General features: G+C 70.9%; 18 protein-coding genes and 2 pseudogenes. 8 read left to right on the forward strand and 12 right to left on the reverse strand.

The genetic code is table 11. From position 1 onward, the window contains the following. Positions 1 to 99: 99 nt before the first annotated feature. Positions 100 to 2,214 (reverse strand): ATP-binding protein, encoded by a 2,115-nt coding sequence (locus tag AQJ91_RS43200; protein WP_079085644.1) that lies wholly within the window; start codon positions 2,212 to 2,214, stop codon positions 100 to 102. A 233-nt stretch (positions 2,215 to 2,447) separates the two neighbouring features. Between AQJ91_RS43200 and gabT the strand changes: the two genes are divergently transcribed. Beyond that, positions 2,448 to 3,782, forward strand: a complete 1,335-nt coding sequence (gene gabT, locus AQJ91_RS43205) for a 4-aminobutyrate--2-oxoglutarate transaminase (RefSeq protein WP_067034033.1) — start codon at positions 2,448 to 2,450, stop codon at positions 3,780 to 3,782. Between the two features lie 190 nt (positions 3,783 to 3,972). Then, positions 3,973 to 4,848 (forward strand): phosphatase PAP2 family protein, encoded by an 876-nt coding sequence (locus AQJ91_RS43210; RefSeq protein ID WP_079085645.1) that lies wholly within the window; start codon positions 3,973 to 3,975, stop codon positions 4,846 to 4,848. Between the two features lie 5 nt (positions 4,849 to 4,853). On the opposite strand, the pseudogene AQJ91_RS56885 reads toward AQJ91_RS43210, so the two are convergent. The 7 genes and pseudogenes from AQJ91_RS56885 to AQJ91_RS43240 all read right to left on the reverse strand — a co-directional run. After that, positions 4,854 to 5,047 (reverse strand): annotated as a pseudogene (locus AQJ91_RS56885) (hypothetical protein); the annotation flags it as partial. Positions 5,048 to 5,056: 9 nt separating this feature from the next. Continuing rightward, a complete protein-coding gene (locus AQJ91_RS43215) occupies positions 5,057 to 6,484 on the reverse strand; it encodes an NAD(P)/FAD-dependent oxidoreductase (RefSeq protein WP_067034036.1) in 1,428 nt (475 codons plus the stop codon). 31 nt (positions 6,485 to 6,515) lie between these two features. Beyond that, the gene (locus tag AQJ91_RS43220) at positions 6,516 to 7,316 is read right to left on the reverse strand and encodes an ABC transporter permease (RefSeq protein ID WP_067034039.1); all 801 of its coding nucleotides are present in this window, start codon (positions 7,314 to 7,316) and stop codon (positions 6,516 to 6,518) included. After that, positions 7,317 to 8,246, reverse strand: a complete 930-nt coding sequence (locus AQJ91_RS43225) for an ABC transporter permease (protein ID WP_067034042.1) — start codon at positions 8,244 to 8,246, stop codon at positions 7,317 to 7,319. It abuts the gene before it with no gap. After that, complete coding sequence (locus AQJ91_RS43230; protein WP_199848177.1) at positions 8,246 to 9,409, reverse strand: ABC transporter ATP-binding protein; 1,164 nt, start codon at positions 9,407 to 9,409, stop codon at positions 8,246 to 8,248. The genes AQJ91_RS43225 and AQJ91_RS43230 overlap by 1 nt, the downstream gene beginning before the upstream one ends. A gap of 5 nt (positions 9,410 to 9,414) precedes the next feature. Then, complete coding sequence (locus tag AQJ91_RS43235; RefSeq protein WP_067034047.1) at positions 9,415 to 10,662, reverse strand: polyamine ABC transporter substrate-binding protein; 1,248 nt, start codon at positions 10,660 to 10,662, stop codon at positions 9,415 to 9,417. A gap of 122 nt (positions 10,663 to 10,784) precedes the next feature. Continuing rightward, the gene (locus AQJ91_RS43240; protein ID WP_067034050.1) at positions 10,785 to 12,323 is read right to left on the reverse strand and encodes a gamma-aminobutyraldehyde dehydrogenase; all 1,539 of its coding nucleotides are present in this window, start codon (positions 12,321 to 12,323) and stop codon (positions 10,785 to 10,787) included. Positions 12,324 to 12,536: 213 nt separating this feature from the next. Here AQJ91_RS43240 and AQJ91_RS43245 point away from each other — a divergent pair, with 213 nt between their 5' ends. Then, positions 12,537 to 13,175 carry an NADAR family protein gene (locus tag AQJ91_RS43245; RefSeq protein ID WP_067034054.1) on the forward strand — a complete coding sequence of 213 codons (639 nt, stop codon included), beginning with the start codon at positions 12,537 to 12,539 and terminating at the stop codon, positions 13,173 to 13,175. Positions 13,176 to 13,621: 446 nt separating this feature from the next. Here AQJ91_RS43245 and AQJ91_RS56890 read toward each other — a convergent pair whose 3' ends face one another. Then, complete coding sequence (locus tag AQJ91_RS56890; RefSeq protein ID WP_234383393.1) at positions 13,622 to 14,617, reverse strand: DUF4190 domain-containing protein; 996 nt, start codon at positions 14,615 to 14,617, stop codon at positions 13,622 to 13,624. Positions 14,618 to 14,662: 45 nt separating this feature from the next. Between AQJ91_RS56890 and AQJ91_RS43255 the strand changes: the two are divergent. After that, a pseudogene (locus tag AQJ91_RS43255) lies at positions 14,663 to 15,840 on the forward strand (adenosine deaminase). A 49-nt stretch (positions 15,841 to 15,889) separates the two neighbouring features. Continuing rightward, on the forward strand, positions 15,890 to 16,576 hold the full coding sequence (locus AQJ91_RS43260; protein WP_067034060.1) for a glycerophosphodiester phosphodiesterase: 687 nt from the start codon (positions 15,890 to 15,892) through the stop codon (positions 16,574 to 16,576). A gap of 363 nt (positions 16,577 to 16,939) precedes the next feature. On the opposite strand, the gene AQJ91_RS43265 is transcribed toward AQJ91_RS43260, so the two are convergent. Continuing rightward, positions 16,940 to 17,539: an NADPH-dependent F420 reductase gene (locus AQJ91_RS43265; RefSeq protein ID WP_067034083.1), complete on the reverse strand. Its 600-nt coding sequence runs from the start codon at positions 17,537 to 17,539 to the stop codon at positions 16,940 to 16,942. A gap of 40 nt (positions 17,540 to 17,579) precedes the next feature. On the opposite strand from AQJ91_RS43265, the gene AQJ91_RS43270 reads away from it, so the two are divergent. Further along, positions 17,580 to 17,939, forward strand: coding sequence for a winged helix-turn-helix transcriptional regulator (locus AQJ91_RS43270; protein ID WP_067034063.1), 360 nt, complete (start codon positions 17,580 to 17,582; stop codon positions 17,937 to 17,939). Here the strand turns inward: AQJ91_RS43270 and AQJ91_RS43275 are convergent. Then, complete coding sequence (locus tag AQJ91_RS43275) at positions 17,921 to 19,606, reverse strand: sigma-70 family RNA polymerase sigma factor (RefSeq protein WP_234383394.1); 1,686 nt, start codon at positions 19,604 to 19,606, stop codon at positions 17,921 to 17,923. The two genes, AQJ91_RS43270 and AQJ91_RS43275, sit on opposite strands and share 19 nt — an antisense overlap. Positions 19,607 to 19,964: 358 nt before the next feature. Here AQJ91_RS43275 and AQJ91_RS43280 point away from each other — a divergent pair, with 358 nt between their 5' ends. Further along, positions 19,965 to 21,122, forward strand: coding sequence for a serine hydrolase domain-containing protein (locus AQJ91_RS43280; RefSeq protein WP_067034069.1), 1,158 nt, complete (start codon positions 19,965 to 19,967; stop codon positions 21,120 to 21,122). Between the two features lie 33 nt (positions 21,123 to 21,155). On the opposite strand, the gene AQJ91_RS43285 is transcribed toward AQJ91_RS43280, so the two are convergent. Then, complete coding sequence (locus tag AQJ91_RS43285; RefSeq protein ID WP_067034071.1) at positions 21,156 to 21,683, reverse strand: hypothetical protein; 528 nt, start codon at positions 21,681 to 21,683, stop codon at positions 21,156 to 21,158. A gap of 117 nt (positions 21,684 to 21,800) precedes the next feature. Between AQJ91_RS43285 and AQJ91_RS43290 the strand changes: the two genes are divergently transcribed. Further along, a complete protein-coding gene (locus AQJ91_RS43290) occupies positions 21,801 to 22,004 on the forward strand; it encodes a hypothetical protein (RefSeq protein WP_067034074.1) in 204 nt (67 codons plus the stop codon). The last annotated feature ends 592 nt before the right edge of the window (positions 22,005 to 22,596 follow it).

Below are 22,596 nucleotides of genomic sequence, written 5' to 3' on the forward strand. Positions count from 1 at the left end.
CCTTCAGGTCTGTGTGATCTCTGTGATCCTTTGGCCGCGATGTATGAACGACCTATGGCGATTCTGCCTCACCGTACGGTCACCACCCAGCCGATCCCCTCAGTCCCGCAGATCCACGAGCAGCGGCGGAGCGTGCTCCCCCGTCACATTCGTCAACGACAACACCGCATGCCCCGCCGGCACCGCATGAGCCAACTCAGAGGCCGACCACCGCTCCCGCTCGACCTGCCGCACGGTCACGGCCCGCGCGGTCGGCGCCTTGCCGGTGATGACCCGGCGCAGCGCGTGCGCCGCTTTCCCGGCCGGCGTCTCGGCGATGATCTGCCGGTCGGTGACGTCCCGCGCCTCGGTCCACTCCTTGCCCCACACCTCGGCGAAGTCCTGCCCGTCCCACGGCGTGACCCCGGCCAGCGCCATCCGGCATCCGGTGGCGCCCAGCAGCGGCCCGCGCAACGGCCTCGGTACGTCGTCGAGCGACCGCAGCGTCAGTACGGTCCCCGCGTTGCCCGACCGCAGCCGCTGGATCCCGCGCACCGCCTCGGGCGTCACGACCCCCGTCGCGTCGTCCAGCACCAGGCACGCGAACAGCGACCGGTCCTCCCGTACCGCCACACTCGCCGTGAACTGCGCCAGCACCAGCCGAGCCAGCATCCGTGAGGCCTCGGCGTGTCCGCGCTGGGGCAGGTCGATGCGCACCCGCACAGGGTGGTCGAGGGCCTTCAGCGAGAACGGCCGCGACTGCCCCGACGTGTCGAAAAACCCCGCGAACGCCGGCCGGTCGAGCAGCGCCACCCGGTCCGCGAGCACCCCCGCCACATCCCCGGGATGCCCCAACTGCCGTTCCCGGGCGTCCAGTTCCCGCAGCAGCGACTCCTGCCCCGACCCTTCCAGCGCCGTACGCAGCGCACCGAGCTCCCCGGGCGCGCCGTCCAGCAGCTGCCGCAGCTCCGGTACGGAGGGGAAGCGGCCGTGGACGGCCCGGAACGGTCCGAGGAGCTGGGCCAGCACGGTCGTGGAGCGGCGGCTGTCGCTGCCCGGGTGCGGGTCGGCGAGGTCACCGACGAGCGCCTCGGCGAGCACGGCCGCGGCCTCGTCGGGGTCGGTGGTCCCGCCGTACAGGTCGAGGTCGTAGACGGACTCCGGATTCCCGATCCGCACGACGACGTCGTACGAGTCCGCCGCGCCGAGCCCGGCGCCCGCCGCGCCCACCACGACGACCGCGGCGCGCCCGGCGAGCGCGTGCAGGCAGAGCGACTCGGCGAGCGGCCGGACCACCGTGCCGGTCTTGCCGGACCCGGCCGGGCCGACGGCGAGCAGGGACGTGCCGAGGAGTTCGGGGCCGAGGGCGAGGCCGGTGCCGCGGTAGGCATACGGGTTGCGCGGGTCGTCGGCGGTCGTGCCGAGCCGGACCTGTTCGGCGACGAGGTCGTGCCGGGCGAGCCGGGTGGGCAGGTCGCGGGCGCCGGAGGGGTGCGGACAGGCGGCGGCGCCGTCCTTGAGCACGGCCGAGGCGAAGGTGGCGAGGCTGTGCCGGCCGCTGCGTACGCCCTGCCAGGCGCGGGCGATCCGGGCGTAGTCGACGTCCCTCATCAGCCCGGAACGGGCGTCGGCGGCCAGCCGGTCGGCGGCGTCGACGGCGCCGGCGCTGCGCAGCGTGGGCCACGCGGCGCGGTCCTGTTCGGGTGCGGGCGGCCGCTCGTTCACCGGTGCGGTGCGGCGGCGCCAGGCGGGCCAGCCGTAGCGGCGCCAGACCTCGCCCCAGCGGCCCAGGCGGCCGACGCTGATCATGATCGCCGACGCGACGATGACGTACCACGTGTAGCTGAAAACCACACGGCTGTACGACTTGGGCGACGTCCAGGAGTCCGTCATCGCGTGGAGAGGCAGCAGCCACCAACCGCCGAGATAGCCGTTCCACACCAATGACCAGATCAGCCACCCGACCAGGAACGCGATCAGCGCCCCGCTCAGCAGCTGGCGCCCGGGAATCCGCTCCGGCTCCTCCTCGGGCCGGGGTACGTGCCCGAACCGCCACACCCCCGGTCGCTCCTCCGGTCGCGGCGTCCGCAGCCAGGTCAGGAACGCCGAACCGTCCGGCAACGGCGGCATCGCGGGCGGTCGCGGCGGCATCGCCGGGGCGTCCGGCGGCACCGTTGGACGCGGCACAGGCGTCGCATGCGTGCCCCGCGCGTCCTGCGTCCCGTCGCTGTCCATCGCCGTTGCCCCCTGACCAGCCGTTCCGTCCACCATCAGCAAGTCAATCTAACGCCCCCGCAAGGGCAGTTCACCGCACACACGGCCGGAACCCGTCTCCGTCGCCATGTCCACCACGGACAACCCGCCCGCCCGACAACGCCCACATGGAGCATGCCCACCCCCCATTCCCCGCCCTAGCCTGCGAGAAAAGAACCCAAGCGTCCGCAAAACCCCCACCCCAGGAGCCCCTCATGAGCGCACTTCCGCAGGAGCGCCGCGTCGTCACCGCCATCCCCGGTCCGAAGTCGCAGGAGCTGCAGGCCCGCCGTACCGCCGCGGTCGCGCAGGGCGTGGGCTCCGTGCTGCCCGTGTTCACCGCGCGTGCGGGCGGCGGGATCATCGAGGACGTCGACGGGAACCGGCTGATCGACTTCGGTTCCGGCATCGCCGTGACGTCGGTCGGCGCGTCCGCGGAGGCCGTCGTACGCCGGGCGTCCGCGCAGCTCGCCGACTTCACCCACACCTGCTTCATGGTCACGCCGTACGAGGGGTACGTGGCGGTCGCCGAGGCGCTGGCCGAGCTGACGCCCGGTGACCACGCCAAGAAGAGCGCCCTCTTCAACTCCGGCGCCGAGGCCGTCGAGAACGCCGTGAAGATCGCCCGTGCGTACACCAAGCGCCAGGCCGTCGTCGTGTTCGACCACGGCTACCACGGCCGCACCAACCTGACGATGGCCCTGACGGCGAAGAACATGCCGTACAAGCACGGCTTCGGGCCGTTCGCGCCCGAGGTGTACCGCGTCCCGGTGGCGTACGGCTACCGCTGGCCGACCGGCGCCGACAACTGCGGTCCCGAGGCCGCCGCGCAGGCCATCGACCAGATGTCCAAGCAGGTCGGCGCGGACAACATCGCCGCGATCATCATCGAGCCGGTCCTCGGCGAGGGCGGCTTCATCGAGCCCGCCAAGGGCTTCCTCCCGGCGGTCCGCCAGTTCGCCGCCGACAACGGCATCGTCTTCGTAGCCGACGAGATCCAGTCCGGCTTCTGCCGTACGGGCCAGTGGTTCGCGTGTGAGGACGAGGGCATCGTGCCCGACCTGATCACGACCGCGAAGGGCATCGCCGGCGGGCTGCCGCTCGCCGCCGTCACCGGCCGCGCCGAGATCATGGACGCCGCGCACGCGGGTGGCCTGGGCGGCACCTACGGCGGCAACCCGGTCGCCTGCGCCGGTGCGCTGGGCTCGATCGAGACGATGAAGGAGCTCGACCTCAACGCCAAGGCGAAGAACATCGAGGCCGTCATGAAGGCCCGGCTCGGTGCCATGGCCGAGAAGTTCGACATCGTCGGCGACGTCCGCGGCCGTGGCGCGATGATCGCCATCGAGCTGGTCAAGGACCGTACGACGAAGGAGCCGAACCCGGAGGCGACCGCCGCCCTCGCCAAGGCCTGCCACCAGGAGGGCCTGCTGGTCCTGACCTGTGGCACCTACGGCAACGTGCTGCGTTTCCTGCCCCCGCTCGTCATCGGCGAGGATCTGCTCAACGAGGGCCTCGACATCATCGAGCAGGCCTTCGCTCGCATCTGACGCCACAGGAAAACCACTGGTGAGCGACAGGTCCTGGCCACAGGGACCCCATCCGCCCCAGCCTGGCATCCGCCGTGGTTCCGGGGCTGGGGCGGCCACCGTCAGAGCGTGTGAAGAAGGTGTGCGAGGTGGATGTCAGGACGCCATTCCGGCTGTCCTACGTCCGGACGCTGTCGTAGGTTCTACCCAGATGAGAGATACACCCCGCCCACAGGGAACTGTGGGCGACATCAGGACGGGGCCTCCCCAGCTTCGACCTGGTCGTGCCCTCGCGCACACAAACGGAGCCTCCGGCTCCGGATCTCCTCACCGATCGGACAGTCGCCCGCCCCAAACCCCCCGGGGCGGCCGACCATCCGATCCGGACGGCCACCTCGGAACCACCCCCCCTGTTCCGGGGTGGCCGACCTCCCTCTTCCTCCTTCTCGGGCTTCCGGCCCTCCTCTTCGCGCTCAGTACCTGGCAGGTCGTCATCGACGGCCCGCTGCTGGCTGCCGACGCTCGCGTCAGCCGCGCCCTGGTCCACCCGGACCGCTTCTCCGGGCTCCTCGCCGATCTGGGCAGTGTGCAGGTCGCGGTGCCGGTCCTCGCCGTAGTCCTGGTGTACGTCGCCGTACGCGCCCGCGGTATCGGTACAGACCGCTGGTGGCTACCGGCCACAGCCGCGGTCCTCCTGATGGCTCTGGTCCCGGTGCTGGTCATCCCCCTCAAGGAACTGACCGACCGCCCCGGCGCCCCGGTCGTGCCGCTCGCCACCGGCTTGTACCCGTCCGGCCACACAGCCACGGCCGCCGTCGCCTACGGCGCCGCGACCCTGCTCCTGTTCCCCTGGCTGCGCTCCGCCTATGCCCGCCGTGAGCTCGTCATCGGCTGCGCCGTCGTCAACGCGGGCGTGGGCTTGGGGCTGGTCCGGCAGGGCTATCACTGGCCCCTGGACGTCGTGGCCAGCTGGTGTCTGTGTGCGGTGCTGCTGACGTCTCTGTGGCTGTTCCTCGCAAAGCCGCGGGCGTGGCCCCGCGCCGACCGCACGGTCGGCCGGCGAGGTGACCGGAATCCGTCCGCCTGACTCTCCTCCTGCATGGCCAGTTCGAGGAGGGCCGGGTCGGTGAGGGTGCCGGAGCCGTCCAGGGGGGACCAGCCAGCGCACCCCACCGGTGGACCGGCCCGGAGCCGGCACGACGATCCAGGTGCTGGCTTCCGGCCGTACGGATGCCCGTGCCGACCCGGCGCGCGGCCGTGCCCGGCGGCACGAAGAAGCCCGTCCTGCACGGCGCTCAACTGTCGAAGCCGAGTCCCAGCCGGTCCATCGCCTTCAGCCACAGGTTGCGCCGCCCGCCGTGCGCGTCGGCGCGGGCCAGCGACCACTTCGTGAGCGCGATGCCGGTCCAGGCGAACGGCTCCGGCGGGAAGGGCAGGGGCTTCTTGCGGACCATCTCGAGCGAGGTGCGCTCCGTGGTCTCCCCCGCCAGCAGGTCCAGCATCACGTCCGCGCCGAACCGGGTCGCCCCGACACCGAGGCCCGTGAAGCCCGCCGCGTACGCCACCTTGCCGTGGTGGGCGGTGCCGTAGAAGGCGGAGAAGCGGGAGCAGGTGTCGATGGCGCCACCCCACGCGTGCGTGAAGCGGACGCCCTCCAGCTGCGGGAAGCAGGTGAAGAAGTGCCCGGCGAGCTTGGCGTAGGTCTCCGGGCGGTCGTCGTACTCGGCGCGCACCCGGCCGCCATACGGGTAGATCGCGTCGTAGCCGCCCCACAGGACGCGGTTGTCGGCGGAGAGGCGGAAGTAGTGGAACTGGTTGGCGCTGTCCCCGAGTCCCTGCCGGTTCTGCCAGCCGATCGACACCCTTTGCTCCGCGCTCAGCGGCTCGGTCATCAGGGCGTAGTCGTAGACCGGGACGGTGTAGGCGCGGACGCGTCTGACCAGGTTCGGGAAGATGTTCGTGCCGAGGGCGACCTTGCGGGCGCGTACCGAACCGTACGGAGTGCTTACGGCCATCCCGGCGCCGTACGGCTTCAGGGTGAGAGCGGGTGTGTGCTCGTAGACGCGGACACCGAGTTCGGCGCACGCGCGCTTCAGGCCCCACGCCAGCTTGGCCGGGTTGAGCATGGCGACGCCGCGGCGGTCGTGGAGGCCGGCCTGGAAGGTCGGTGAGTCGACCTGCGCGCGTACCGCGTCGGCGTCCAGGAACTCCATGCCGTCGGCGAGGCCCTTGCGTTCCAACTCCTCGTACCAGTCGCGCAGTTCCCACGCCTGGTATGTCTCCGTCGCGACGTCGATCTCGCCGGTGCGCTCGAAGTCGCAGTCCAGGGAGTAGCGGGCGACCGCCTTCTCGATCTCGTCGAGGTTGCGGGCGCCCAGTTCCTCCAGCCGGTGGATCTCGTCCGGCCAGCGGGTCAGGCCGTTGGGCAGACCGTGGGTGAGGGAGGCGGCGCAGAAGCCGCCGTTGCGGCCCGAGGCGGCCCAGCCCACCTCGCGGCCTTCGAGCAGCACCACGTCCCGCTGCGGGTCGCGCTCCTTGGCGAGGAGCGCGGTCCACAGTCCGCTGTATCCGCCGCCGACGACCAGCAGGTCGCAGGACTCGGCGGAGGTGAGGGCGGGTTCGGGGTGGGGCTTGCCGGGGTCGTCCAGCCAGTACGGGACCGGCTGGGCTTCGGAAAGTGACTTGGTCCAGTTCCTGCCACGGCTCATGGCGCTTGGGGCCATGATTTCAACTCCCTACAGGGGTTGTTCGGGGTTATGCCTTCTGCTTCGTACGGCGATTTCCGATGACCATGGAGGCCAGGACGAACAGTACGGCGACGAGGAACATGGCCGTGCCGATGACATTGATCTGGACGGGCGTTCCGCGCTGTGCCGAGCCCCAGACGAACATCGGGAAGGTGACGGTCGAGCCCGCGTTGAAATTGGTGATGATGAAGTCGTCGAAGGAGAGCGCGAAAGCGAGCAGGGCGCCGGCGGCGATTCCGGGCGCCGCGATCGGCAGCGTGACGCGGATGAAGGTCTGGAAGGGGCCCGCGTACAGGTCCTGCGCCGCCTGCTCCAGCCTCGGGTCCATCGACATCACGCGCGCCTTGACCGCCGTCACGACGAAGCTGAGGCAGAACATGACGTGCGCGATGAGGATCGTCCAGAATCCCAACTGCGCACCCATGTTGAGGAACAGGGTGAGCAGCGAGGCCGCCATGACGACCTCGGGCATCGCCATCGGCAGGAAGATCAGCGAGTTGATCGCGCCCCGCGCGCGGAAGCGGTAGCGGACCAGCGCGAAGGCGATCATCGTGCCGAGGGCGGTGGCGCCGAGCGTCGCCCAGAAGGCGATCCGGAGGCTGACCGACAGCGAGCCGCACAGGTCGGAGACCCCGCACGGGTCCTTCCAGGCGTCCGCGGAGAACTGCTGCCATTCGTAGTTGAAGCGCCCCCTCGGTTCGTTGAAGGAGAACACCGTCACGATGATGTTCGGCAGCAGCAGATATCCGAGCGTCAGCAGTCCCGCGATGACGACGAGATTGCGCCTGAGCCAGTTGACGAGGGCCATTTAAACCAGATCCTCCGTCCCGGACTTGCGGATGTAGACCGTGACCATGACGAGGATGGCGGCCATCAGGATGAAAGAGAGGGCGGCGGCCGTCGGATAGTCCAGAATCCGCAGGAACTGCGTCTGGATGACGTTGCCGACCATGCGGGTGTCGGCCGAGCCGAGCAGATCCGCGTTGACGTAGTCACCGGCGGCCGGGATGAAGGTCAGCAGCGTGCCGGAGACCACGCCCGGCATCGACAACGGGAAGGTGACCTTGCGGAAGGTGGTGATCGGCTTGGCGTACAGGTCGCCCGCCGCCTCGTGCAGCCTGCCGTCGATGCGCTCCAGCGAGCTGTAGAGCGGCAGGATCATGAACGGCAGGAAGTTGTACGTCAGACCGCAGACCACCGCGAGCGGGGTGGCCAGGACGCGGTCGCCGGAGGTCATGCCGAGCCAGCTGGTGACGTCCAGGACGTGCAGCGTGTTGAGGGCGCCGACGACCGGGCCGCCGTCCGCGAGGATCGTCTTCCAGGCGAGGGTGCGGATCAGGAAGCTGGTGAAGAACGGCGCGATCACCAGGATCATGATCAGGTTCCGCCAGCGGCCCGCGCGGAAGGCGATGAGGTACGCGAGCGGGTAGCCGAGGATCAGGCACAGGACGGTCGCCGAGCCCGCGTAGAGCACCGAGCGCAGGAACTGCGGGTAGTACTCGGACAGCGCGTCCCAGTAGGTGGCGAAGTGCCAGGTGACCTCGTAGCCCTCCTCCAGGGAGCCCGTCTGCACGGACGTGGAGGCCTGGTAGATCATCGGCAGCGCGAAGAAGACCAGCAGCCAGAGGATGCCGGGCAGCAGCAGCCAGTACGGGACGAGACGGCCGCGTCTGCGGGGCGGCGTCTTGGCGGGGGCGGTCGGGGAGAGAGGCGGTGGCGCCTCGGTGAGGGTCGCCATCAGACCGCCGCCTCTTCTTCGATGCCGACGGAGCCCACTGTCCCGGCAAGCAGGGACTGGGTGGCGTCCAGTCCGAAGGTGTGCGCCGGGTTCCAGTGCAGGACGACGTCGGCGCCGGGCACCAGCCGGGTGTCGCGGTCGATGTTCTGGGCGTAGACCTCGAAGTCGGGGCAGACGGGGCTGTCGACGACGTACTGCGTGGAGACGCCGATGAACCTGGAGTCGGCGATCTTGCCGGTGATGCGGTTGCGGCCCGCCGGGATCTCGCCCGCGTCGTGGGCGTGGGTGAGGGAGATCTTCTCCGGGCGGACGCCGACCAGCACCTTGCCGCCGGTCGTCGTGGGCGCGGAGCAGCGGGCCTCGGGGAGGACCAGCTTGCCGCCGCCCGCCTTGAGGACGATCTCGTCGCCGCTCCTGGAGTCGACGTCGGCCTCGATCAGGTTCGAGGTGCCGAGGAAGTTGGCGACGAACGTCGTCCGCGGGTTCTCGTAGAGGTCGGCGGGCGAACCGAGCTGTTCGACACGGCCCGCGTTCATCACGGCGACCGTGTCGGCCATGGTCATGGCCTCCTCCTGGTCGTGCGTGACATGGACGAAGGTGATGCCGACCTCGGTCTGGATGCGCTTGAGCTCCAGCTGCATCTGGCGGCGCAGCTTGAGGTCGAGGGCGCCGAGGGGCTCGTCGAGGAGGAGCACCTTGGGGTGGTTGATGAGGGCGCGGGCGACGGCCACACGCTGCTGCTGGCCACCCGACAGCTGGTGCGGCTTCTTGCGGGCCTGCTCGCCGAGCTGAACGAGGTCGAGCATCTCCTCGACCTGCTTCTTCACCGACTTGATGCCGCGTCGGCGCAGGCCGAAGGCGACGTTCTCGAAGATGTCGAGGTGCGGGAAGAGGGCGTAGGACTGGAAGACCGTGTTCACGGGCCGCTTGTACGGCGGCAGCCGGGTGACCTCCTGGTCGCCGAGGAAGACGGTGCCGGCGGAAGGTTCCTCCAGGCCCGCGATCATGCGCAGGGTGGTGGTCTTGCCGCAGCCGGAGGCGCCGAGCAGGGCGAAGAAGGAACCCTGCGGCACGGTCAGGTCGAGCGGGTGTACGGCGGTGAAGGAGCCGTAGGCCTTGCTGATCCCGGAGAGGCGGACGTCGCCGCTGGTGTCGTTCGTCATCGTGGTCACGCCCCTGTGAGCTTCGCGAACTTCTCTTCGTAGGCCGTCTCTTCCTTCGAGCTCAGGGAGCGGAAGGCATGGGACTTCGCCTGCATGGCCTGGTCGGGGAGGATCAGCGGGTTGTTCGCCGCGTCCTCGTCGATCTTCGCAAGCTCTTCCTTCACGCCGTCGACAGGACAGACGTAGTTGATGTAGGCGGCGAGCTCGGCGGCCGCCCGCGGCTCGAAGTAGTAGTCGATGAGCCGCTCGGCGTTCGTCTTGTGACGGGCCTTGTTGGGGATCAGCATGTTGTCGCTGGACGTCATGTAGCCGCTGTCCGGGATCAGGAAGTCGATGTCCGGGCTGTCGGCCTTCAGCTGGACGACGTCGCCGGCCCACGCGATGCAGGCCGCGAAGTCGCCGCTGGTGAGGTCGGACGTGTAGTCGTTGCCGGTGAAGCGGCGGATCTGGCCCTTGTCGACGGCCTTCTGGAGGCGGGCGACCACGGCGTCGTAGTCGTCGTCCGTGAACTTCTCCGGCCGCTTGTCCATGTCGAGCAGCGTCATCCCGATGGTGTCGCGCATCTCGGTGAGGAAGCCGACCCGGCCCTTCAGCCTGGGGTTGTCGAGCATGTCGGAGACCGACTTCACCTCGACGCCGTCGAGCGCCTTCTTGTTGTAGGCGATGACGGTCGAGATGCCCTGCCAGGGGTACGAGTACGCCCGGCCGGGGTCCCAGTCGGGGTTGCGGAACTGCTGCGACAGGTTCGCGAAGGCGTGCGGCAGGTTGGACGGGTCCAGTTTCTGGACCCACCCCAGGCGGATGAGGCGGCCGGCCAGCCAGTCGGTGAGGACGATGATGTCGCGCCCGGTGGCCTGACCGGCCGCGAGCTGCGGCTTGATCTTGCCGAAGAACTCGTTGTTGTCGTTGATGTCCTCGGTGTACTTGACCTTGACGCCGGTCCGCTTGGTGAACGCCTCAAGCGTCGGATGGTGCTTGCCGGAGTCATCGACATCCATGTACTCGGTCCAGTTGGAGAAACTGACGGTCTTCTCCTTGGCCGAGAGGTCGTCCGCGGCTTCGCCGCCCTGCGACTTGCCCGCCGCGGGGATGCCGCAGGCGCTCAGCGCCCCGAGACCGCCGACCGCGAGCGCGCCGCCCGCGGAGGCGCGCAGCAGGGAACGGCGGGTCATGGCGGCCCGGCCGTTGCGGAGGCTGCGCCGCATCGCGGCCAGCTGGGCCGGGGACGGGCGGTCGGGCTCGAACTGCTCCATGCGCGTGGTGCCCTTTCGGGAGATGCCCTTTGGGAGAGTGCGGCCGCGGGTCAGACGGCCTGTGTCGTCTCACCCGGCGGTAGCCCGGCGGTAGTGGATGTCCGGCTACCGCCGGGTGGTGGCTACCGCCGGTCCCCGAAGATCGTGCGGTGCCAGTCCTTCCGGGCGACCGCCGTGTTGTCGAACATGACGTGCTTGACCTGCGTGTACTCCTCGAAGGAGTAGGTGGACATGTCCTTGCCGAAGCCGGACGCCTGATAGCCGCCGTGCGGCATCTCGCTGATGATCGGAATGTGGTCGTTGACCCACACACAGCCCGCCCTGATCTCGCGGGTGGCGCGGTTCGCCCGGTAGACGTCGCGGCTCCAGGCGGAGGCGGCGAGCCCGTAGGGCGTGTCGTTGGCGAGAGCGATCCCCTCGTCGTCGCTGTCGAAGGGCAGGACCACGAGGACCGGACCGAAGATCTCGGACTGGACGATCTCGCTGTCCTGAGGGGCGTCAGCGACGAGGGTGGGGCGATAGTACGAACCGTTCTTGAGATCTCCCTGAGGAGCCTCGCCACCGGTCACCACGCGCGCGTAGGCACGCGCACGGTCGACGAACCCGGCGACACGGTCACGCTGCGCGTGCGAGATGAGGGGACCGAGATCGGTACCGGGGGCGAACGGATCCCCGAGCCGGACGCTCTCCATGAGGGCCGCGGTCTTCCCGACGAACGCCTCGTACAGCGGCCGTTGCACGTACGCGCGCGTGGCGGCCGTGCAGTCCTGCCCGGTGTTGATGAGCGCGCCCGCGACCGCGCCGTTGACGGCGGCCTCCAGGTCGGCGTCGTCGAACACGACGAAGGGTGCCTTGCCGCCGAGCTCCAGGTGGAGGCGCTTGACGGTGGCCGTCGCGATCTCGGCGACGCGCCTGCCGACGGCGGTGGAGCCGGTGAAGGAGGTCATGGCCACGTCGGGGTGACCGACGAGATGCTCGCCCGCTTCCTTCCCCGTCCCGTTGACGATGTTGATGACACCGTCCGGGATCCCGGCGTCCGTGGCCGCCTGGGCGAAGAGGAGGGAGGTGAGCGGGGTGAGCTCGGCGGGCTTGAGCACGATGGTGTTGCCCGCGGCGACGGCCGGGAGGATCTTCCAGGCGGCCATCTGGAGGGGGTAGTTCCACGGTGCGATGGAACCGACGACGCCGATGGGTTCGCGGCGGACGTACGAGGTGTGGTCGCCGGAGTACTCACCGGCCGACTGCCCCTGTAGATGCCGGGCGGCACCCGCGAAGAAGGCGGTGTTGTCGATCGTCCCCGGCACGTCGAACTCACGGGTGAGCTTGAGCGGCTTCCCGCACTGAAGGGACTCGGCGCGGGCGAAGTCCTCGGCACGGTCGGCGAGGACGGCGGCGAACCGGTGCAGGGCGTCGGAACGCTCGCCGGGAGTGGTGGCGGCCCAGCCCGGGAAGGCCTCGCGGGCCGCGGCGACAGCGGCATCGACGTCATCGACGCCGGCCAACTCGTACGTGAACACCTCCTCGCCGGTCGACGGGTCGACGACCGCGTGCGTACGGCCGGAGGTGCTCTTCGTCAGCCGGCCCGCGATGTACTGCGCGCCGTCCGCGAAGCGGTCCTGGGCCGGGAACCGGTCCGGGGTGGCGTTGCCCGGGTTGTGCATGTCGTCGCTCTCCTCCGCCGTCGCCCCACCTCCTCGGAGGCAGGTGGCGTAGCTCCAGCTCGATTTGAGTGCCGATCCTGACAGAGGGAGTGACTCTCAACAAGTGATTCCGTTGTTGCCTTTTGGTTACGCGACGGAATCTGTCGACCGGGTGTCGAGCGAGCGTGGAAATGAGAGGACAGAGTGTCAGTGGTGACTGCCAGACTCGGGCACATGGAACGAACCACGGGGAAGACGAGGAAGACGGGGAAGATCGACTCTCGGGACGCCCTGATCAGCGCGGTCCGGGCAGGGACGCGGGTCAGATATCTCCACTTCTGGGGGCACCGCCCGCTGCCGGACGGCCGGATCGGGGCGGGCTGTCTGAGCCAGTGGTGGCCGTCGCCGTTCACGGTGGACGGGGTGGAGTACGCGACGGCCGAGCACTGGATGATGGCGGCGAAGGCGCGGCTGTTCGAGGACACGGCGGCGGAGCGTCAGGTGCTGGCCGCCGGCCACCCGTCGCTGGCGAAGAAGGCCGGGCGGCTGGTGCGGGGCTTCGACGAGGCGACATGGGAGCGGGAACGCTTCGGGATCGTGGTCGAGGGCAGCATGCACAAGTTCGCCGCGCACGCCGCACTGCGGGAGTTTCTGCTGGGCACGGGCGAGCGAAGCGAGATGGGGGTCCCCCCGGCCGAAGGCTGCGGGAGGGTGCTGGTGGAGGCGAGCCCGGTGGACCGGGTGTGGGGGATCGGGCTCGCGGCGACGGATGAGGGCGCGGGGGATCCGGAGCGGTGGCGGGGGCCGAATTTGTTGGGGTTTGCGTTGATGGAGGCGCGGGGGCGGTTGGGGAGTGGGGCTGAGGGGGGTTGAGGGGTGGTGGCTGAGCGAGCGCGAGGGCCGGTTGCGAGGGACGGTGACTGAGGGGCATGTGGGGCCGCCGATTGCGAGGGGCGCAGCTGGATGGCGGTGACTGAAGGGGCGGGCGGGACCGGTTGCGAGGGGCGCGGTTGAAGGGCGGTGATGAGGGGCGTGTGGGGCCGCCGAGTGCGAGGAGGAGCTGAGTGGTGGCTGAGGGAGCGCGGGACCGGTTGCCCAGGGGCGCGGCTCAGCGGCCGTGGCTGGGGAGGGCGCGGGACCGGTTGCGAGGGGCGAGGCCCCGGCCGAGTCGTCCACCCTTCTCCCGACCGTAAACGGGTGGCGGGTGGGCATAGGCCGGGCCTCCAGGGGGCGGAGCCCCCTGGAGGGCGGTCGGGCTCCCACGGCCGACCGGACGATCCCTCGAGGGCCGCCCCTTCCTGCCTACGCCGTCGCGCCCCCTACGCCGTGGCGATCACGAACGCCAGCATCCCCAGACCCAGGACCAGACCCACGGCACCGCAGATGATCCCGGCCAGGGCCTGCCCAGCATTCGTCGCCTCACCGCGGCGCGCCTTGCCCCGACCGATCGTGCCGAAGATCAGGGCCAGCACTCCCAGGATGATGGCGATCGGCCACAGACAGAAGATGACGGCCGAGATGATCCCGACGACCAGACTGGCCGTCCCCATGCCGTTGCTCGGCATGGGCTGCAGGCCGGGCCAGCCGTAGTAGCCCGCGCTGCCATGGGTCTGCGGGCCATGGCCGCCGTAGCCGGACGGGGTCGGATAGCCGTAGCCGCCCGGGCCGCCGGGGTAGCCGTACGGGACCTGGCCGGGGCCGTCGGGGGCGATCGGCGGCGGGGGGACGGTCGCGTCAGGGGGGTACGGGGTGGGGCTCGGTGCGGCGGGGGGCGCGAAGGGGTTGGCCGCGGAGGCGTGCGCGGGCGGCGTGGGGGCCGGCGGCGCGAACGGGTTGGCCGGCGTCGAGGAGCTCGGCGCCGCGAACGGGTTGGCCCACGCCGGGTTCGGCGGCGTCGCATCCGGCGTGTCCGTCGCCGGCATCGACGTGACCGTCCGCTGGTCGTGCACGGAGGGGGCCGGCCAGGCCGGCAGCTCGTTCGAGGCGAGGGTGCCACCGGTGCCACCGGTGCCACCGGGGCCACCCGGTCCGGGCGCATCGGCCGGGGCCGCCCAAGGGTTCGGCTCCGCGCCGGCGGCCGCAGCGGACCCGCCCGCCGGGCTCGGCTTCTCGAAGGAGGGCCGGCTCGCCCCGGTCTCGCCCACGGCGCCCTGCGGAGCCGCGTCTTCGGGTTCCTTGTCCATGCCCACTGTGCCGGCCTCCCCCTGTCGTCCGGCCCAGGCGTCACGGCCAACGGCGGGCGGAGTCGCCGCCCCCTGCGCCCCCGCGTTCCCCGGCGCGTCCGGCGTCTGCGGCGTGCGCGCGTCGTCGGACATTGCGCGGACCCCCTCTGTTGCGTGCCGTCATGCTACGGCCCGTGTCTGCCGGGCGCTGGCCCGGCCTACGATGATCCCCGAGTCATCGATCAGCCGATCACCCGCGTCCCGCCGCGCCGCAGCCCGGCCGGGGACGCCGTTCCCGGGGAGGAACCTTGACCGACCAAGCAGCCGTACGCGACGCGCTCGCCCCGCGCGACCTGCACGCCTTCATCGCCGGACTGCCCAAGGCCGAACTGCACGTCCACCACGTCGGCTCCGCCTCCCCGCGCATCGTCTCCGAACTGGCCGCCCGCCACCCCGACTCCAAGGTCCCCACCGACCCCGAGGCCCTCGCCGACTACTTCACGTTCACGGACTTCGCCCACTTCATCGAGGTGTACCTGTCCGTCGTCGACCTGATCCGCACCCCGGAGGACGTACGGCTGCTGACGTACGAGGTGGCCCGGGACCTGGCCCGGCAGCAGGTGCGCTACGCCGAGCTGACCATCACCCCGTTCTCCTCCACCCGGCGCGGTATCGAGGAGCGCGCCTTCATGGACGCGATCGAGGACGCGCGCAAGGCGGCGGAGACCGAGTTCGGGACCATACTGCGCTGGTGCTTCGACATCCCCGGCGAGGCCGGGCTGGTGTCCGCCGAGGAGACGGTGCGGCTCGCCACCGACGACGCGGTGCGCCCCGAGGGGCTGGTGTCGTTCGGGCTCGGCGGGCCCGAGATCGGCGTACCGAGGCCGCAGTTCAAGCCGTACTTCGACCGGGCGATCGCCGCCGGACTCCGCTCCGTGCCGCACGCCGGCGAGACCACCGGACCGGAGACGGTCTGGGACGCCCTCACGTACCTGCGGGCCGAGCGCATCGGGCACGGCACCACTTCCGCGCGGGACCCGAAGCTGCTGGCGCACCTCGCCGAGCACCGGATCCCGCTGGAGGTGTGCCCGACGTCGAACATCGCCACGCGCGCGGTGCGCACGCTCGACGAGCATCCGGTCAAGGAGTTCGTGAAGGCGGGGGTCCTGGTCACGATCAACTCCGACGACCCGCCGATGTTCGGCACCGACCTCAACAACGAGTACGCGGCGGCCGCAAGGCTCCTCGACCTGGACGAGCGGGGTGTGGCCGACCTCGCGAAGAACGCGGTCGAGGCATCCTTCCTGGACGAACCAGGCAAGACCCGCATCAAGTCGGAGATCGACACGTACACGACCACATGGCTGGCCCTCTGACCCCGAAGCCATACGCCGTCATTCGCCGCCATCCGACAAGAATGGCCCCATGCAGAAGCTGACCGCCGTCGCCCACCGCGGCGACCCCTACGTCGCCCGCGAGAACACCCTCGACTCGCTCCGCTCCGCGCTCACCCGGGGCGCCGACGCCGTCGAGGCCGACGTACGCCTCACCCGGGACGGCGTACCGGTCCTGTTGCACGACGCGACGCTGAAGCGGCTGTGGCAGCAGGACCGGCCGCTCGGCTCCCTTTCGGCGGACGAGGTGCGCGGGCTGACGGCGGGCGGGGTGCCGACGCTGGCCGAGGCGCTGACGGCGATGGACGGCAGCCGGCTGATGCTGGACCTGCCGGGCGAGCCGAGCGTCCGGGCCGTACGCCGGATCGTGGACGTCGTACGCGAGTGCGGGGCGCGGGACCACGTGTACTACTGCGCGTCCGCCCCCGCCATGCTCGCCGTACGCACCGCCGACCCGGCCGCCGAGATCGCCCTGACCTGGACGACCCTGGCCCCACCGCGCCCCGCGCTGCTGGCCGCGGTACGCCCGCGCTGGCTCAACTACCGCTTCGGCCTGGTCGACCGCGCCCTCGCCGACCGCGTCCACCGCGACGGCTACCTGCTCTCGGTCTGGACCCCCGACACCCGCCGCTCCATGCGCCGCCTGCTGACCCTGGGCGTGGACTCCATCACAACAAACCGCATCGACACCCTGTCCGCCCTACGCAACGACGGCTAGGGGGTGTTTCGAAAGTCCTGTGCGGTGCCCGCGGTGTCCGGTGCGTGCTCTCGGCGCGCCGGACGAAAGCCCTCGTACTGGACGTACTTGGGCTTTTGGTCGGTGCGGCGAGAGTGCGTGCCGGGCGCCGTGGGTGCTGTGCGGGACTTTCGAAACACCCCCTAGTGCCCCAACAGGCGACATTCGCCCCGTCGCGACGCCCGGCACGCTCCCCCACTGCCTCAAGGGCGTGGGAGGTGCCCCCACTCGCCGCACCGGGCACAAACCCAGGTACGTCCAGTACGAGGGCTTGTACCCGGCACGCCGAGAGCACGCACCGGACGCCGCTCCTTAACGGGCGAAGGTTGCCTGCCGGGGCACCAGCTACTCCCGCGCCCCCGCGAACTCCACCGGCGGCACGATCGCCTGCGCATCCACCCCCTCCCCCACCCACAACCCGATCAACAGCGCCGCCGTAGCCTCGACCAACCCGGCCCGGTCCAGCCCTCCGGCGTTCACCGGCTCGCACCCCAGGTCGCGCACGAGCCGCCGTACGACGGACAGGGCGGCGTCGTGGTCCCCGCACAGCGGAACGGCCAGCGGGCGGCCGTCGAAGACGGGCGGGGTCAGCCGCCAGACATCGACATGGCACAGGTTGAATGCCTTGACGACACGCGCGCCGGGAGCGGCGGCCGCGATGCGCTCGGCCGCGGCCGGACCACCGGCCGTGAGCAGCCGGAACCCCGCCCCCACCGGATTGGTGCAGTCGACCAACACCCGCCCGCGCAACACCTCTTCAAGACCCCCGACCACCTCGACGACAGCCTCGTACGGCAACGCCAGCAACACGGCGTCCGTCCCGAACTCCGCGGCTTCCCGCACCCCACCCGCCCGGCTGCCGGCGACCACCTCGTGCCCGGCCCGCGCCCACCGGCTCCCCAGCGCGTCCGCCATCCCGCCCCTGCCAAGAATCCCTATACGCATGGGCAAGACACTAGAAAGCCCCTCAGGCACCATTCGGTAAGTGACCACCGACCACCCGTTCCTCGCCGACTGCCGCGCCCGCCTGGCCTTCGACCTGCTCGCCAACACCTGGAACGCCGTAACCCTGTGGGCACTACGCCACGGCCCCGTCCGCCACGGCGAACTCCGGGACCGCATCGGAGGCATCAGCCAGAAGGTCCTGACGGAGACCCTGCGCCGACTGGAGTTCAACGGCCTCGTGGCACGGACGTCACACGCCGGTTCCCCACCCCGCGTCGACTACGAACTCACCGACCTGGGCCGGACGTTGCTCACCCCGATCGAGACGTTCGGCGCCTGGGCCTTCGAACACGGCGACGAGGTCGTGGCGGCCCAGGACCGCTACACCCGCGACCGCTGATCCACCGTCGCCGCATCGGCCGGCGTCGCCCGCGTCACGTACTGCGGGACCGGCGTCGTGTCGTCGCCCTCGTCGCGGACCAGGCCGTAGCGGATCGCGCCCTGGTCGGGGCCGGTCGTGATGTCCTTGGTCACCGCGTCCCAGTCCGTCGGGAAGACGGACAGGCCGTAGGAGGCGCCGCGCTCGTTCACGGTGAGGGTGACGCTGCCGTCGACGTAGAAGTACTCGTTCTGCCACATCTGCTGGGCGCCCTCGGGCAGGACGGTGTATCCGATGTCCGGGCCGCCCATGCCGGTGACGTAGCCGCGGTCGGAGCCGTCCCCGACGACGTCGTCCATACGGCGGCCGCCCCCGGAGGCGACGTGGAAGAGCTTGCCCTTCAGGCCGGTCCAGCTCGGCATCACCAGTCCGCCGGGCCGGTCGTGCGGTGCGATCTGCCAGCGCACCAGGACATAGCCCTGCCCGCTGAGCGTCACGCTGTCGCCGCGGTGCTCCATGACCGCCTTCGCGCCGCCGGTGCTGGTGATTCCCGACGCGGGGCGGTGGGGCAGCGGCGCGGGCTCGGTGTTCGGGTCCGGGGCCTCGTCCACGGCGTCGACGACCGTGCCGTACAGGTCGGTCTTCTTCGGTGTGGGCGAGGGCGACGCGGACGGGGACGAGGAAGGGGACGGCGGGATCGGCAGGGCCTGCGGGCGGGACGTACTCGCCGCCGTGGGGCTGGCGACCGCGCGCGGGGGCGGGCTGTCCGGGGGCTGCGTGACGACGAACGCGCCGCCCGCGACGATCGTGGCCCCCGCCGTCACCGCGACGACCGGCTGGGTCAGCGCGCCCAGCACCTTCGCCGACCAGCCGACGGACGTGGCCGTCGCCGCCGTGGCCGCCACCGCCGTCTTACCGCCGAAGGCCAGCGACAGCGTGAAGCCGACGGGGATCGGGACGAGCGCGATGCCGACGAGGAGCCGTTCCGCCGGTACGACGGAGTCGTGCGTGTCGCCGCAGTAGCCGCAGCCCCGGATGTGCCGGGCCAGCCGCTTGCGCCAGACGGAGTCGGGGCGGCCGTTCCAGCGGGCGGTCAGGTCGCGCAGCCCGGGGCAGGCGCCGTCGAGGGCGCGGACGATGCCGCGCGCGGTCTCCAGGCGTTCCTTCACCCGCTGGACGCGCACCGCCGCGTGCTGCCGGCTGATCCCGGCCGCGGCGGCCAGTTCGCGCCGGGTCAGCTCGCCCGCGACCTCCAGCCACCACAGCGACAGCAACTGCCGGTCCTCGTCGTCCAGCCAGCGCACCGCCTCCGCGACCTCGCGTCGCTGCCCCTCCAACTGGAGCCGCAGGACGGTGAGTTCGGCGAAGTCGGTGACCTCGTGCGCCGCCGACTCGTCGAGATGCGCGGGCTGCTTGCGGCGCGCCCGGTCCCGTATCTGCCGCATGGCGATCGCGACGAGCCAGGACCGGAAGCTGTCCGGATCGCGCAGCGAGCCGAGGTTGTCGACGGCGCGCAGCATGGTCTCCTGGACGACGTCGTCGACGTCGGCGTGGCCGTTGAGGGCGCGCCCGACCACGTTGTAGACCAGCGGCAGCCAGCCCTCCACGAGCTCGTCCAGCGCGCGTCGGTCGCCGTCCTGCGCCGCCGCGATGGTGGAGCGCCACTGCCTCCCGGCACCCTCGTCCACGTGAGTCCTCTCCCGGGTCACTTGCTGCCCGTACGCACCTTCTCAGCCTGACCAGCACTTCTGGCTATGTCGGAGGTCACATTCCGCTTGGGGCGCGGGCGAGGCATAGGGGGCTCCCGAGTGTGGGGGATATGGGGATGCGAAGGGAGACGCGGTGAAGGCGGGCGGGATAACACTTTTTCGGCGGCCAACCGTCGGCCCGGGCCCGTAGGGGCGATCCCTCACAACACCCCTGTCCTGTACGGCACTTGCTCGGGGCTTCCCCAGGGTCGGAGGCCCTCCTCACCGACGATCCGTCCAGGCCCGCCCTCCCGAAGGATGATCACGAACCTTCCACCGACCCCTTCGGGAGCATCCGATGCGCCTCCGTCCGACCGCCGTCACCGTCACCGCCGCCCTCACTCTGGGCCTGACCGCCCTGCCCCTCGCCACGACCGCCTCCGCGCACCCGGGATCGTCGTGCGCCGCATCCGCCAAGCCGTCCACCTCGATGGAGGGCCCCGACGTCGAGGCCCTGTGCGCCGCGCTCGCCGGGCTGCCCGACAAGGACGCGACGGCCGCGCTCATCCGCGTGGGCGGCAAGGGAAGCTGGCACGGGGTGGCCGGGGTGCGTGACGTGCGAACCGATGCGCCGGCGCTCGAGAACGCCCGCTTCCGGGCGGGTTCGACGACGAAGATCGTGACCGCGGCGCTCGTGCTGCAACTGGCCGCCGAGGGCCGCATCTCGCTCGACGGCACGGTGCAGCAGTACCTGCCCGGCCTGCTGACCGAGGACTTCGCGCCCGTCACCGTACGGCAGTTGCTGAATTACACCAGCGGGCTGCAGCCGGGGGCGTCGCTCGGCAACACCGTCGAGGAAATGTACCCGCACCGCTTCGCGACCCTGACGCCGGCCGAGGTCGTCGCCGCGTCCGTCGCCAAGGGCCCGGACCCCGAGTACGCACCCGGCGAGCGACAGGACTACGGCAACATCCACTACACCGTGCTCGGCATGCTGATCGAGAAGGTCACCAGTGACACGTACGCGCACCAGGCCGCCGTACGGATCTTCCGGCCGCTCGGCATGCGGCACACGTCGTTCCCGGCCGGCACGGACCCCCGGATCCACGGGCCGCACAACCGGGGGTACGACTGGATCGACGGCGAGCTGGTGGACGTGACCGACTGGAACATGTCCGACCGGTGGGCGGCCGGGGACATGATCTCGACGACGGCGGACCTGGAGCGACTGCTGTTCGGCCTGTTCCGCGGACGCGTCGTGCCCGAGCCGCAGCTCAAGGAGATGTTCGCGGTGCCGGACGCGGTGGACGCCACGATGGGCGCCCCGTTCTCGCCGTACCAGCTGAACGGCCGGACGGTCTGGGCCAAGACGGGATCCCGCCCCGGCTACCACACCGTCGTCGCTGGCACCCGCGACCTGTCCCGGACCGTCGTCTACTCCGTCAACTCGACCGACGCCAAGGGCGACGGCCTGGCCATCGCACAGCGCTTCGCCTTCCCCGCGTTCAACCGCTGACTGCGACGGCGGCCGGGGGCGCCGAGGGCACGGTCAGCGCCTCCAGCCGCTTGATCGCGCCGAGGGCACGGTCAGCGCCTCCAGCCGCTTGATCTTCTTCCGTACGACGTACAGCGGTATCACCCCGAAGATCCCGAACGACATGTCGATCACCGACCACCAGAACGGGATCCCGCGGATCGGCCCGCAGATCAGCGCGAGCGGGATGATCCCCGCACAGGCGATCATGCCGAACTCGACGACCCAGATGTTGCGGACCGGGTCGCGGTACGGCCCACAGAAGGCGACGGCGATGACGAGGTGCGCGAAGGCCAGCCAGTCCGTGCCGTACAGCACGAAGGGGTACTCGGCATCGACGACGTCGAGCCCACGCCGGACGCGCTCGATCCAGTCCATGAGGGCGGGGAGGTGCTCCGGTACGGAGAGGGCCCCGAGCAGATCCTCGGTCCAGCGCAGTTCGTGGACGAGGGGGAAGGCCGTGGCGCCGCTGAGCACCAGGCAGACGACGAAAAAGGCCAACCAGACGCGTATGCCCTTGAGCAGGGCGGCTCTGTCGCTCATGGCGGTAGCGTACGCCTGGAGTTGAACACGTTCAAAAGTGGCCCGCCCTTCGCTCCGGGCCGTGTTTCCGCCCGTAACACCGCAGCCCCACGATGTCCGCCGGCGAGTGGAGGACGCATGGCCGCGGACGTGAGCAATGGGGACTACCGGGGCCTGCGGTGGGCGGCCAGGACGGCGCTGGTCTCGGCGGCACTCGCGATCCTCGCCGCCCTCGCCCACGGCCGCGCCCGCGTCCACACCGAGGGTGCGCCCGCGCGCTCCGCGCGCCTTCGGTGGCCGACGCCGGCGGCCGGCGCTGAGCTCGCCCTCGGTTGCCCCTGAGTCCGCCGCGTCCACTGCCACCCTCGAGTGCCCCGACCCTCCCCGCCGTCGGGCTGGAACCCTCGCTCGGGATACGGCCTCGCCCACGGCGGCCTCGGCGGCATCCTCCTGCTGAGCGCCGGCGCGGCGGGCCCGGGCCTCAGCGCGATCGCCGCGGGGTGGGCGCTGCCCCTGCGCGACCCCGGGGCACCGGGCGGCGGCCGCCCTGGGCATGACGGTGCCGGCCGCCCCGGTCGCCCGTTGGCGGCCACGATGTCCCGGGCGCCGCCGGCCGGCACCAGTCCGGAGCTGCTGTCCGACCTGCTCACCCGTCGGCATGACGCCCAGCGCTCCGGGGTCCTCGGCGTGGTCACTCACCCGACATCTTGTCGATACGTCCTGACAAACCTATTGACATCATCAGTGGAGCGTTCAATAGTACGGACAACTAGAGCGCGCTAGTAACGCGCTCCAGTGACCTGCCGAGCGGCACACCCATTGCCTGCCGCAGACAACACCTCCCCGCCGCACACGGCGTTCCCCAACCGCTCGCCCGCCTTGCCAGGCCGGGCGAGGGCCTTCGTCAAGGCCGGAACCCATTCCCACCCTGATC

Source organism: Streptomyces dysideae, assembly GCF_001514305.1.
GTDB lineage: Bacteria > Actinomycetota > Actinomycetes > Streptomycetales > Streptomycetaceae > Streptomyces > Streptomyces dysideae.